We start from the raw sequence: 14544 nt of genomic DNA on the forward strand, positions 1-14544 counted from the left end.
GCTCTAACTCCAGGAGACCACGCGCATGAAGATGAGCAGCAACATAGGCAAGGGTGCCGGTCCACGGTTCTGGACGCGCCTGACCGGACGTGGACCATCTGTAAAAAGTATCGAAGAGGAACTCCCCCTTCGGGCGGAGCTCTTCAGCGCCTCCCAGATGGAACTGCACGGCAAGATTCTGGCTGCCATGCATCAGCTCAGCGGCAAGCGCACGCAAGATCGCCTCCTGTCGCGCCTGGCCGAAAACGAAAAGGTGTTGAGGGACGTACACCGCCTGCTCACGGAAGACGTCAAGAATGAACGGCGCATGACTCCGGCCGGAGAATGGCTGCTCGACAACTTCTATGTGATCGAAGAGCAGATCCGCATCGCCGCCAAACACCTGCCCAAGGGCTACAGCCGCGAGTTGCCGCAACTGCGGGGCGGACATACGGCCGGGCTCCCGCGCGTGTACGACCTCGCCCTGGAGGCGATCTCGCACGGCGACGGCCGCGTGGACCCGGAATATCTGAGCCGCTTCGTAGCCGCCTACCAGACCGTGACGACCCTGAAACTCGGCGAGCTGTGGGCCATCCCCATCATGCTGCGCCTGGCCCTGATCGAAAACCTGCGCCGGGTCGCGGCCCGCCTCGCCGCACGCAGAATAGACCGCAACAGTGCCGATTACTGGGCCGATCTGATGACCGAGGTGGCCGCCACCGATCCCAAGAGCCTGATCCTGACCATCGCCGACATGGCCAGGTCCGACCCGTCCATGGGCAGTTCGTTTGTCGCGGAACTGACCCGTCGTCTGCAGGGCCAGGGTCCGGCGCAATCCCTCCCGCTATCGTGGATTGAACGCCGTCTGTCCGAATCCGGCCAGACCATCGATCAGCTGGTGCGACTGGAAAACCAGCAGCAGGCCTCCGACCAGGTCTCCATCAGCAACAGCATCGGCAGTCTGCGCTCCCTGAACGCCACGAACTGGAACGACTTTGTCGAGTCTCTGAGCGCTGTCGAAGCCATTCTTGGGGAAGATCCCGGTTCAATTTACGGTAAGATGAATTTTGCCACCCGGGACCGTTATCGACATGTCATTGAAAAAATAGCAAAAAAATGTCCACATGCCGAGCCCGAGGTGGCGCGCAGAGCGCTGGAGTTGGCGCGGGAAGGCGCAGCTTTACAGGGTGAAGAGCGCAAGGGCCATGTAGGATACTATCTGGTCGGAGACGGACTTGCCCAGCTTGAGCGCCTGGTTCAGATGCGCCGGTCGCCCACGGCGGCGCTGCGCGATCCCGGCCGACGATTGCTCATCCATTGCGGAGGCATCATGCTCCTGACGGCCATTCCGACCGCATTCCTTGGGCTCAAAGCCCACGGCGACGGACTTGGCGGCTGGCAACTCGGCCTTTTTTGCCTGCTCCTTGTGCTCTGCTGCAGCCATCTGGCGGTGTCGCTCGCGAATTGGCTGGCCACGCTCCTTGGCAACCCGCATCTCTTGCCGCGCATGGACTTTTCCAAGGGAATTCCGCCCGAGGCTCGAACCATGGTCGTGGTTCCGACGATGCTCACCAGCACACGCGGCATCGAGGAACTGATCAACGATCTCGAAGTCCGGTTTCTGGGGAACCGTGACCGGCACCTCCACTTTGCCCTGCTCACGGACTTGGCCGACGCAGCCCAGGAAATTCTGCCTGAAGACGAAAATCTGGTCAGCTTGGCCCATGGCATGATCGAAGCGCTGAACGCCAAATACCCGGGCGAAGCCGGCAGCACCTTCTTCCTGCTGCACCGCCCGCGCAGCTTCAACGCCGCGGAACGGACATGGATGGGCCATGAGCGCAAGCGCGGAAAACTGGGGGATTTGAATGCCCTGCTCAGCGGGGGCACGGCTGATGCGACGGATCGGTTCGCGCTCATCGTCGGCGACACGTCCATTTTGCCGGACATCAGATTCGTCATCACCCTGGACACGGACACCCAGCTGGGCCGCGATTCGGCGCGCAAGTTCGTCGGCGCCATCTCCCATCCGCTGAATCGGGCCCGCTACGACACGGCGCGCGGCCGCGTCGTGGCCGGCTACGGCATTCTGCAGCCAAGGGTGGCGGTCAGCCTGCCCGGCGCGAATCGTTCGAGATATGCGCGGATGTGCGCCAGCGAAGTCGGCATCGACCCCTACACCAGCGCCGTCTCCGATGTGTATCAGGACCTGTTCGGCGAAGGGTCGTTCATCGGCAAGGGCATTTACGACGTGGCTGTCTTCAGGCAGGCGCTGGACGGCCGGTTTCCCGACAACCGAATTCTGAGCCACGACCTCCTGGAAGGCTGCTACGCCAGGGCCGGGCTGTTGAGCGATGTGGAACTCTATGAGCAGTATCCATCCCGCTACAGCGAGGACGTGGCCCGCAGGCATCGCTGGATCAGGGGCGATTGGCAGATCGCCCGCTGGCTGATGCCCCGGGTTCCCGGCGCGGACGGGCGTCTGTACGCCAATCCCATCTCCATGCTGTCCCAATGGAAGATTCTCGACAATCTGCGACGGAGCCTGAGCGCAGCGTCGCTAGTCCTGCTTCTGGGCCTGGGTTGGACCATCCTGCCCGACGCGCTTTTCTGGACCACGGTGGTGCTCGGAATTGTTCTGGTTCCGTGTCTGGCCGAGTCGCTTTCAAACGCATTCAAGAAACCCGATGACGTGTCTGCGTGGCAACACCTCGCCGCATCGGCAGGCCTGGCCCGCCAGCATCTCGGACGCGCGATCTTCTCTCTTGCCTGCCTGCCCTACGAGGCCTTCTTCAGCCTGGACGCGATCCTGCGCACCACCTGGAGAATGCTGGTCTCGCATCGGCGCCTGCTGGAATGGAATCCGTCGATCAACGCCCAGGGCAGTCCCGCCGGTTTTGCCAGATCCTTGCGGACCATGTGGATCGGCCCGCTTTTGGCCATCAGCATGGCGGTCATCCTTGCCGTATCGGCGCCGCAAGTGCTGCAGGTGGCAGGGACACTGCTCGCGCTCTGGCTGTTCTCCCCCGCCGTGACCTGGTGGATCAGCCGACCCATCACTCGCCGCCGCGACACCTTGACCAGGGAACAGGCTCTCTTTCTGCGCAGGACGGCCCGCAAGACCTGGGCCTTCTTCGAGACATTCGTCGGCCCCGAGGATCAGTGGCTCCCTCCCGACAATTTTCAGGAACACCCCGCACCCGTGGTTGCGCACCGCACCTCTCCCACCAACATGGGACTTGCGCTGCTGGCGAACCTGTCCGCGCTGGACTTCGGGATCATCTCGGCCGGAAAATTCCTGGATCGGACCATGAAAACGCTGCGCACCATGAGCACGCTCGAGCGCTATCGAGGCCACTTCTACAACTGGTACGACACCCTGACCCTGGCCCCGCTGCCGCCGCTCTACATATCCTCCGTGGACAGCGGAAATCTGGCCGGGCATCTTTTGACCTTGAAACCGGGCCTGCTCGAATTTCGGAACCGCAAGATCCTGGAGCCGCGCACTTTCGAGTGCCTGCGCGACACCCTTGAAATTCTGGCCGACGCCCTGAAATCTCTTCCAAAAACGACCTCGGACCCGCTCGCCGGCCTCAGGCTCGACCTGAAAGCCGCGCAGCGCTCCGAACCGCCGTCCCTGGTCGCGTCACGGCAGCGGCTCGAACGACTGACGGCATCGGCCGCGGCCGTGATCGCCCACCTGAACGCCACCGGCTCGGACCCAAACTCGGACGCCTTCTGGTGGGCCAACGCCTTTGCCGAGCAATGCGGCGACACACTGACGGAACTGACCAGTCTCGCCCCCTGGACGGGCCTTGCGATTGTGCGCAAAAACCTGCCGGATCTTCCCGCGCTCGACCGGATTCCGACTTTAAGCGGACTGACGGTTCTGGCCGAAGAAATCCTGCCGGACATAATGCGGCGGCAGGAAACGTCAGCCCCCTCGGACTATAACGAGTGGGGGGAGCTGCAAAGTCTCGTCACCAAGGCCGGCCAGCACGCCGAGGCGCGGATCAAGACATGCGAGCGCCTTGCACTGCAATGCAACGGACTGGCTCAAATGGAATTCGAGTTCCTGTGCGATGATGCGAGCCACCTGCTGGCTATCGGCTACAATGTCTCGGAATGTCGAAGGGATAACAGTTTTTACGATCTTTTGGCCTCGGAAGCGCGCCTGGCCACCTTCGTGGCCATTGCCCAAGGGCAGATTCCGCAGGAGAGCTGGTTCGCGCTGGGACGCCTCCTGACCACCGCCGGAGGCGAGCCGGTTCTTTTGTCCTGGAGCGGCTCCATGTTCGAATATCTGATGCCGATGCTGGTCATGCCCACCTTCGAGTCAACTCTTCTTGACCAGACGTGCAGCGCTTCGGTGGCCAGGCAGATCGAATACGGCAAGAAGCGCTCCATGCCCTGGGGCATTTCGGAGTGTGGCTACAATGCCATCGACGTGCACCAGAACTATCAATACCGGGCCTTTGGCGTGCCGGGACTGGGGCTCAAACGCGGCCTTGCCGAGGATCTGGTCATCGCCCCTTACGCCTCGGCCCTGGCGCTCATGGTCGCGCCGGGTGAAGCATGCCGAAACCTCATTCGATTGGCGGGCGAAGGTTTTGAGACCAGACATGGCTTCTACGAGGCCATCGACTACACCCCCTCGCGCCTGCCGCGCGGCCAATCAAACGCCGTCATCAGGTCGCACATGGCCCACCATCAAGGCATGAGCCTGCTCTCCATGGCCCACCTGCTGCTTGATCGGCCCATGCAAAAGCGCTTTGCCTCCGACCCGAAGTTCCAGGCGACCATGCTGCTTCTGCAGGAACGCATCCCCAAGACCACCGCGTTCTATGCGCACACTTCCGAACTGTCCGAGCTACAGATGGAATCGGACAGTGGAGGCTCGCACATCCGCGTATTCTCTCGACCGGACACGCCCGCCCCGGAAGTGCAGTTGCTCTCCAACGGCAGCTACCACGTCATGGTCACCAATGCCGGCGGCGGGTACAGCCGCTGGAGGGATCTGGCCGTGACCAGATGGCGCGAAGACCGCACCTGCGACAACTGGGGCACGTTCTGTTTCTTGCGAGATCTGGACAGCCGGGAATATTGGTCCACGGCCTATCAGCCCACACGCAAACAGGTGCAGCGCTACGAGGCCATCTTCTCCGAAGGGCGGGCCGAATTCCGCGTACGGAACCACAATTACGACACCCATACGGAGATCACGGTGTCCCCCGAAGACGACATCGAGCTGCGCCGGGTGCGTATCACCAACCGTGCCCGGACGCGCCGGACCCTCGATCTGACCAGTTACGTCGAGGTGACCCTGGCCAGCTCCGCCTCCGACGATCTGCACCCCGCTTTCAGCAACCTGTTTGTCCAGACCGAGATCATCCCTGCCCAGCAGGCCATCCTCTGCACCAGACGGCCGCGCTCCCAGGGAGAAAAGCCGCCCTGGATGCTGCACATGATGATCGTGCACGACATGCGTCCCGTCGACATCTCCTACGAAACGGACCGCATGCAGTTCATCGGACGCGAAAACACCGTTGCCGACCCTCTGGCCATGAGCTGTAAGGGCGAGTATTTCTCCGGCGCGCTTTCGGGCAGCGAGGGCTCCGTTCTGGACCCCATCGTCTCCATTCGCTGCCGCATCATCCTTGAGCCTGAAGAATCGGTGACGCTCAACATCATCTCCGGTATCGGCGAAACCCGGAAAGAAGTCGTGCAACTGGTCGAAAAATACCAGGACCGCCGCATCGCGGACAGGGTTTTCGACCTGGCCTGGACTCACGGGCAGGTGCTGTTGCGGCAGCTCAACGCGTCCGAGGCGGACGCCCAGCTCTATGGACGTCTTGCGGGATCGATCATTTACGCCAATGCGGCGCTACGGGCCGAGCCGGGCATTCTCGCCAAGAACAGCCGCGGGCAGTCCGGACTCTGGAGCCACGCGATTTCCGGGGATTTGCCCATAGTGCTGCTCCAGATTCAGAACACCGCCAATATCGAACTGGTCCGCCAACTCGTGCAGGCCCACGCCTACTGGCGGCTCAAAGGGCTCAAAGTCGATCTGGTCATCTGGAACGAGGACCAGACCGGATACAGACAGGTCCTCAATGATCAGATCATGGACCTCGTCGCGGCCGGAGTCGGGTCCGGCGGAACCGATCAGCCCGGCGGGATCTTCGTACGCTCGGCCAACCGCTTCGCGGACGAGGACCGCATCCTGATCCAGGCGGTTGCGCGCGTCATCCTCTCCGACACGCTCGGAACCCTTGCGCAGCAGATTGACGGCCGCACCTTGCCCCGAATCAGGATTCCCCAGCTGGTGCCAAGCAGAACACATCGCTCCGAGCCCTTGCCGTCAGCTCCGCAACCCCGCCATGATCTGACCTTTTTCAACGGTCTGGGCGGATTCACTCCGGACGGCCGCGAGTATGTCATCACTACGGCTCAAGACCAGACCACACCCGCCCCCTGGATCAATGTGCTGGCAAACCCCCTCTTCGGGAGCGTCGTCTCAGAATGCGGCAGCTCCTGCACCTGGAGCGAAAATGCCCACGAATTCCGCCTCACGCCCTGGGACAACGACCCGGTCGCGAACGAAGGAGGCGAAGCCTTCTACCTGCGGGACGAGGAGCGGGGGCATTACTGGTCGCCCACGCCGCGCCCCTGTCGCGGGGCGGAGCCGTATGTCAGCAGGCACGGATTCGGATACAGCGTCTTCGAGCATACCGAACGAGGAATCCGCTCGGAGCTCATGGTCTATGTCGCCCTCGACGCGCCGATCAAGTTCTCGGTCCTGAAAGTGTCCAACGTTTCCGAACGCTCCCGGCACATCTCCGCCACCGGCTATGTGGAATGGGTGCTCGGCGACCTGCGTCCCAAATCCGCTTTTCACGTGATCACGGAAATTGATCCGCACAGCGGAGCCGTTTTTGCGCGCAATGCCTACAATCCCGAATTCGGGAGCCGGACGGCGTTTTTCGATGTGGACGATGTGCTGCGCACGGTCACTGCCGACCGCGCGGAATTTCTGGGCCGCAACGGTTCGCTTCGTTCGCCCGCCGCCATGACCCGCACCAGGCTCTCCGGCAAGACGGGAACGGCCATGGACTCGTGCGCCGCGATCCAGGTCGGTTTCGAGCTCGATGTCGGAGAGGAGCGGGAGATCATCTTCAAGCTGGGCGTGGGTACTGACGCAGCGGACGCGCAAAAAATCATCCATCGTTTCAGGGGAGCGCCCGCGGCGCGGCACGCCCTCGACAACGTCTGGCAGCACTGGGCCCACACCCTTGGCGCCATCCACGTCGAAACTCCGGACCAATCGCTCAACGTGCTCGTCAACGGCTGGCTCGTCTACCAGACCCTGGCCTGCCGCCTCTGGGCACGCAGCGCCACCTACCAGTCGGGAGGGGCGTTCGGTTTTCGCGACCAGCTCCAGGACGTCATGGCGCTCATCCACGCCAGACCGGGCCTGGTCCGCGAGCATCTCCTGCTCTGCGCCTCCCGGCAATTCGAGGAGGGCGACGTGCAGCACTGGTGGCATCCGCCCGTGGGTCGGGGCGTACGTACCAAATGCTCGGACGATTTCCTGTGGCTGCCCCTGGCGACGTGTCGCTATGTCGCCTCCATCGGTGACACCGGCATCCTGGATGAAAACATCCCGTTCCTGCGCATGCGTGCGTTGAACGCCGACGAGGAGTCCTGCTATGACCTGCCCGAACGCTCGGATCAGAGCGCGAGCCTCTACGAGCATTGCGTACGGGCCATTCGCCACGGTTTGCACTTTGGCGTGCACGGGTTGCCGCTCATCGGCTCCGGCGACTGGAACGACGGCATGAATCTGGTGGGCGAGCACGGCAAGGGCGAAAGCGTCTGGCTGGGTTTCTTCCTCCACCATGTGCTGGAGTCTTTTGCCGCGCTTGCACGCGGGAGAGGGGACGTCACCTTCGCCGCACAGTGTCTGCAGGAAGCCGGCACCTTGAACCGGAACATTGAAGCCGCCGGCTGGGATGGACACTGGTATCGCCGCGCGTATTTCGATGACGGCACGCCGCTGGGCTCATCGGAGAATGACGAGTGCCGCATCGATTCCATCGCCCAGAGCTGGTCCGTCCTCTCGGGAGTGGGAGACCCGAAACGGACCGCCACGGCCATGCAATCACTGGACACGCACCTCGTTCGCCGCGAGCACGGGCTGGTTCAGCTTCTGGACCCGCCTTTCGACACCTCCCAGCTCAACCCCGGCTACATCAAGGGCTATGTGCCCGGAGTGCGCGAAAACGGCGGACAGTACACCCACGCCGCCATCTGGGCGGCCATGGCCTTTGCCCACCAGGGGGATGCCAAGCGCGCCTGGGAGATTTTCGACATGATCAACCCGGTCAACCACGCCCGCACTCCCGAAGAGACAGCCCTTTACAGGGGCGAACCCTATGTCGTCGCCGCCGATGTCTATGGCGCGCCGCCGCATACGGGCCGTGGCGGCTGGACATGGTACACGGGATCGGCCTCCTGGATGTATCGCCTCATCGTGGAATCGCTGCTGGGCCTCAGCCTCGAAGTGGACAGACTGCGCATTACGCCATGCCCGAATCCGCAATGGAAGGAATTCACGGTGCACTACCGTTTCCGGGAAACTGTCTATCACATCAGCGTGTCGCGGCATCAAGGCAAAAAAATCGGCACGCGCCTGATCATGGATGGCGTCGAGCAGGCAGGACAGACCATTTCGCTGGTGGACGACCATCAGGAACACTGGGTCAAGGTGCGCATGGACGTGAAGAGCGTCGAACAATCGACCTCGTCATGAGCGTCATTGCCAAGAACGTGAACTCACAACCGCGAAAAGGATAAAAATGAGTGCTCCTCAACAACAAGCTTCGAACCCGGACCCGAGCAGAAGAATGCGGAGCGAAGACCGCAGGCAACAGACGGACAGACGGCGCGAGGGTCTTCGACGGGAAGCGGACCGGCAGCATCCAGAGCTACCACCCCTGGATGACGGCGGTGACGCGCAAGCGGAAGGGCAACCCGGAGGCATCGCGCGCAGGCGCGGGACAACTGTAGAGGGGGGGCAAGCTGTGACAATATTATGAGGCATCGCGCGCAGGCGCGGGACAACTTTGAACAGCAGGCCTGTCGCCCATGCCTTGAACGAGGATGAAATCAGATTCCTCCTGGGCGACGAAGGCGGCAATCGAGAATACGCGAATGCCGGAAAAAAACTCGGATGAGACGAAGCAGCGCTCCGTCTCCTATCATGTTCTTCTTGGCGCGGCGTTGTTCGCCTTCATCCAGTCGTTCGCGATGCTCTCCCACATTGTGCTGTCTTTTCTGCTGGTCATACTCGTCTCGCTCGCGCTCAACCCGTTGATTTTGCGCATGCGCGCCTTGACCGGCAGCAGAAAGATACCGGCAGGGCTGATCTTGGGAGGGTTCCTAGCGATCCTGATCCTGACCGGCTGGGCCTTCCTCGGGCCGATGCAGGATTCGATCGCCAACATCTCGAAACAGCTGCCCGGCTACTGGGAGCGCCTCCAGAAACCCTTGATCATGATGGAGCAGCGGGCCGCAATCTCGGAAGAGAAACTCCAGGAGGAAGTCACCACCGAAATCGCCCGGACCGATCGTCAGGCAGGTCAACCCGTGGTCAAGCCCGCCCCGGCCGCGCCCCCCAAAGCCGCCGCGCCGGAAGATTCCAGGTCCCTTCGTTCCAGCTTGAGCGACATGTTCCGAGGGGTGGTCGGCAGCTTCACCAGCGTGGCCTTCAACGGGGCCCAGGTCCTGATCGTGCTGGTGACCGTCTTTTTCGGCGTATTCTTCACGCTCATGAATCCCCGCCCGATCGCGGGCGCCCTGTTCGCCCTCGTACCCTTGCGCCACCACGACAAGGCTCTGGCCGTGGTGCAGCGCATCGGGATGTTCGCGCCAAGATGGGCCGGGGCGATGCTGGTGGGCATGGTGACCATCAGCGTGCTCGTCTTCCTGTCCATGTGGCCGGTCTTCGGTTTTACGGACGCGCTGGTCCTGGGCCTGATCGCAGGCATCCTGGAGGCGGTACCCTTCCTGGGCCCGATACTCAGCTCCGTCCCGGCGCTGCTGCTCGCGCTCGGCATGGGCGGCATGACCCCTCTGTGGGTCATGATCATCTATGTCGCGATCCAGTTCCTCGAAAACAACATCATCGTCCCGTTCGTCATGGCGGGCGGCATGAAACTGCACCCAATGGCTGTGATCTTCTCGATGCTCCTGTGCGTGGGCGCCTTCGGCGTACTCGGCGTCCTGGTTGCGGCCCCGCTCGTCGCCGTCGCGATCATCCTGCATGACGAACTGTATCGAAAACAACTGCCTGAAACGGTCGCCGATGAATACATTCGAGAAATGGCGCGGCGGGCTCTCCGCGAAAAATGAGGAACCCTGGGGAGCGGACGACCGCCTGATTCAGCCGGAGATTTTTATGTGCAAAACATGGATTGTCATCTGCATCGCCTCGATCCTTCTCGCGCCGCGGACCTTCGCCGGAGACGAGGCGCAAAAGGTCCGCTCCGCCGAAAGCAAGGCGCAAGCGCTGGAACAAAACGCGGCCTCCGAGGGCGACAAGTCCCGCCCATCCGAGTCCGAAACCATCACGAAGCCTGAAGCGCAGGCGGTTGATCCGGCCGGTGAAAACCCCCTGGACGACGCCCTGACCTGCCTTGCACGCAGCATCTACTGGGAGGCCCGGGGAGAAGAAGCGGCCGGTATCGAAGCCATAGCGAACGTCGTCATGAACCGGCTCGGACACGAGGGCTTTCCGGACACGATCTGCGAAGTTGTCCGGCAAGGCCGCGAAGAAGGCGCCTGCCAGTTCTCGTGGTGGTGCGATGGCCGCGCCGACGACGCGCAGGAGGATCAAGCCTACTCGGCCGCCAAGGAGATCGCCCGAAAAGTCCTGAACAGGCAGGTTCCCGACCGAACCGGAGGCGCCCTGTATTTCCATCAAAAAGACATCACGCCCGACTGGACCGCACAATACGTGAAGACGACCGAGATCGGGGGGCACGTATTCTACAAACCTCGCGACGGCGCGGCCAAATAGGACGCAGGACCAGCGCGGTAGTGTGCGTCCTGTAAAGAAGATTTCGCGAACAGCCGTCCTCTTCGACTTCCTTGGCCCCGATAATGCCCTTCTCCCTGGCCAGTTCGAGTATGCGTGCCCTGCAATCCAATTTCCCGGCTGCCCCGGCACCAACAAACTATGCACCCAGCGCCAAATCAATTGGCACGCGCATGGCTTCAAGAAAAAAAAACTCAAAAAATAGACCCATTGCAAATAGTGCAATGTGGATCGGCATTTGCTAGACACGAACCTGACATAATCATTTGCGGTTGTTAACAGACAAAAAACGAGAGGCGCACATGGATATCATGCACAACGCACAGGCCATCATGGACTACATCAACACGGCCATCAGCGGCGACGGACTCAAGCTCGATGAAAACGGAGTGGCATCCCTCACCATTGAAGAGGATATCGTCTGCCTCTTCTGTGTGCTTGAGGCTGAAAAAATGCTGGTCGCCACCCTCTATCTCGGCCGCATAAATCAGTCAGATTCCAACCTGCTGTATGAGATGATGTGCGGGAATTACATGGGGGCCTACACCGCCGGCGGCACCCTGGGCATTGACGCGGAAGAGGGGCTGGTCGCCCTGCACCAGCATTTCCCCCTGCCTGTGGACGAGCCGGCCTGGATCGAGGAACCTTTGTCCGCCCTCATCGGCGCGGCCCGTTACTGGCGGGACAAGCTCTCCGCATCTGTATCAGGAGTTGGCGAGACAGCCCATGTGTCCGCGGCCGAAGCGATGCTTCGCGTTTGATCCATCGGCCAAACCGGCGAGAACAGAAAGGAGCTTCGTATGTCACATTTTGTCGTTGGATCCCAGACCCAACCCATCAATCAGGGCCTTGAACAACTCCAGCAGCCCGGCCAGGGCGTACCGCAAACCGCACATGCCCCCCAAGGCGTCCAGCCGGCCCATATCGCCCAGATACAGCTGCAGGGACGCCAGGTCATCGGACAGCAGACCTTGCAAGCCCTTGGTCCCACCATTTCAACGTCGAGTCAGGCGTTGCAGCGCGCAACCGCACAATGGCAGCGCACCCTGCCCCCCCAGGGAAGCATGCCGAAAACCATTGGCGTGAGCATGCCCCCCAGCGGGCAGAGCGTCCAACTCGACGGCAAGATGGTCGAGCATGAAATCAACGCACTGCCCAAAAATCAACGTCAGGACGCTGTGCGCGACATGCCGCGCATCCTGCAGGAACGCGTCGACAACGGGCACCGGGTCTGGGAGGGTGTGAACAACGGCACGCGGCAGGGGCCGGCCAGCATGGAAGACGTGCGCGATCTCATGACCTTCCTCCTGGCCAAGGGCATGGAGAAAGGCGACGGTTTCAGCGAAGGCGCGTTCAATATTTCCGACCCCGACCATCGCCTACGCAATTTTCTCGATTCCAGCCCGGAAGTTTATCAGCGTCCGTCCTCGCACATCGAGGGTTTCCAGCAGGCTCCCGGAGGCAGCCATCGCGGCATAGACGTGCGCGGCAACGTGACTCTGCCCTACGGCAAGGCCACCCTGCTCTACGGCGGCATCAACGCTGGCGTGCAGGGCATGGGCGAAGACCGTCTCTTTCTCAAGACCGAGGAACACGGTTGCCGCCTGTCCTCGCGCTGGACACCCAACCGCGATCCGAACATGCGCCCCGACAGACCCAAGCGTTTCGGCGACGTTGGCCAGTTCCTGGGCCATGCCACGGGCTTTTTCCGCACCGTGCTGCGTGGCCTTTCCGGCGGTCTCCTGTTTCCCAACGCCAAGGATTCTCGCAAGGAACGCATCCCCGGCGACGTGACCAAGGATTTCAAGGCCATCCTGAAAGGCCTGGACAGATCTGGAAAAACAGAAATCGCCGGCATCCTGCGCCAAAATGACCCCCTGGCCACTTCCCAGGGTATTCGGGTCATGGTCGCCAATCTGAACGAGGCCCTGGCGCGCCCGGATCTTGACCAGCCAACTCGCGAAACCATGCAGCGCCTGAGCAACGAACTGAGCACGCGTTTCGATCACCTCGACGTGCGCATCGGCAACGAAATCGTACTGAGCCAGGACGAACTGGCAGGACCAGCCCCGCAACAGGCCGTCAACGGAGCCATGCGCGCGGCGGTGAATTCCCTGCTGACAATACCCGACCGGGATCATTTCACTCCGGACAAGGTCGAATCCTTTGTCCAGCAGCTCGGCAAGATCGGGACGCGACTGGACCGGGCCGGAGGCGGAGATGAGACCAGCGCCATGGTCAGAACCGCCCTGGAGCAGGTTACCGCGAGCCTCACTCCCGACCAGCGGGCGCAATTGCGGGATATTCTGACCGCACCCCAATGCAGGGAGGCCATGGCCGCAATCAACGATGTCATGGCCTTTGGTGGAGAGAATCTCGGCCCCATGAACCCAACCGCCCGCAACTCCGCCTCGCAGATCGCCCATAAAATCAACCACGCCTATCTGGGACTATGCGGTCAAGTAGGGTTGCCCGATGAAGCTCTACCCCGAGCGACCCAGCAGGCCATGGATCTGATCAAGCCAATCCTGATCAGGGCCGGCAGTGACGCGTTTCTGAGCACCGCGCAAACAAGCGCGAACCAGGAGCATGCCCGACAAATCCAGCAAGGCGGTCAACAAGTCGGGCTGATGCGCCTTGATACAGTTCGCCCACTCATTGGCAGGGGTGTTGTCGCCTTGGGCGACCACATGCAGGGCATTGCGCGCGGCCAGGTCGATCATGAGCAAATCAGCCGATTCTTCGCCACGGAACTGGCCCATGACGTCCGCACGCCACGAAAAGGCGAGCCGGGCGGGCTGGATGAACAGTTCGTGAAGGATTTTTTCCGAAACGGCATCTCGGTCAACGGCCAACACTTCGGGGGGCAGGGCACCGGTATTTCCGAAACCGCCAAGCGCGAGTCGCTCCAGGCCTTCATCGACGCAGCCGGAGGGTTGGCCACGGCCCAGCAGATCGCCCGCGTGGCCCACCAGGGCCTCATGGGCATGATGAGCCAGGCTTGCATGAAGGATCCGGGCCTGAACCCCCTGTTCATGGACTTCAGCATGCATGGAGGCCATGTGCAAAACGCGGTTTCCCCGGACACCGGGCAGCCTGGATCAATGATGCTTTCCGTATTAACCCATGGCGACAGCGTGGCCGTGCACTGCGAAACCAATACGCAAAAAGTCAACGACATTGACGGAAATGATCAGGTTGGGAGCAACCTGTCCCTCGACTTCACGATTCAGGGTGCCGGCAGCGACGATCCTGTGGTCAGACTCGACGACTGGGACGCACTGTTCAGCTCCTGTCCTAACTGACCAGGCCCCATCAGATTCCCTTGGAAAGTCCCGGAAAGCCGGGACTTTCCAATTTTGTCAAGGAAAGCGGCTTGATCCCCGGACCCAGGTTGCCGTAGACAGCTCCGTAGTCAGGACGCGCTCCATCGGCCCGTTCGCTCAAGCGCATTTCGTTCATGTCAC

The 14544-nt window shown here is 61.7% G+C and carries 6 protein-coding genes; 5 read left to right on the forward strand and 1 reads right to left on the reverse strand.

The window, feature by feature from the left end:
- Nucleotides 1-25: 25 nt before the first annotated feature.
- The 5 genes from BMZ24_RS01945 (at nt 26) to BMZ24_RS01970 (ending at nt 14382) form a co-directional block, all read left to right on the forward strand.
- Nucleotides 26-8791: a glycoside hydrolase family 94 protein gene (locus BMZ24_RS01945; protein ID WP_092188715.1), complete on the forward strand. Its 8766-nt coding sequence runs from the start codon at nt 26-28 to the stop codon at nt 8789-8791.
- A gap of 350 nt (nt 8792-9141) precedes the next feature.
- Nucleotides 9142-10392 (forward strand): AI-2E family transporter, encoded by a 1251-nt coding sequence (locus tag BMZ24_RS01955; protein ID WP_244150264.1) that lies wholly within the window; start codon nt 9142-9144, stop codon nt 10390-10392.
- 46 nt (nt 10393-10438) lie between these two features.
- Nucleotides 10439-11059, forward strand: a complete 621-nt coding sequence (locus BMZ24_RS01960) for a cell wall hydrolase (RefSeq protein WP_092188721.1) — start codon at nt 10439-10441, stop codon at nt 11057-11059.
- A 320-nt stretch (nt 11060-11379) separates the two neighbouring features.
- Nucleotides 11380-11838, forward strand: coding sequence for a type III secretion system chaperone (locus tag BMZ24_RS01965; RefSeq protein WP_092188723.1), 459 nt, complete (start codon nt 11380-11382; stop codon nt 11836-11838).
- Between the two features lie 39 nt (nt 11839-11877).
- Nucleotides 11878-14382, forward strand: a complete 2505-nt coding sequence (locus BMZ24_RS01970; protein WP_092188725.1) for a serine hydrolase — start codon at nt 11878-11880, stop codon at nt 14380-14382.
- A gap of 10 nt (nt 14383-14392) precedes the next feature.
- Here BMZ24_RS01970 and BMZ24_RS19645 read toward each other — a convergent pair whose 3' ends face one another.
- Nucleotides 14393-14539, reverse strand: a complete 147-nt coding sequence (locus BMZ24_RS19645) for a hypothetical protein (protein WP_153304602.1) — start codon at nt 14537-14539, stop codon at nt 14393-14395.
- Nucleotides 14540-14544 lie beyond the last annotated feature (5 nt).

It is taken from the genome of Desulfomicrobium norvegicum (assembly GCF_900114595.1).
GTDB classification, from domain to species: domain Bacteria; phylum Desulfobacterota; class Desulfovibrionia; order Desulfovibrionales; family Desulfomicrobiaceae; genus Desulfomicrobium; species Desulfomicrobium macestii.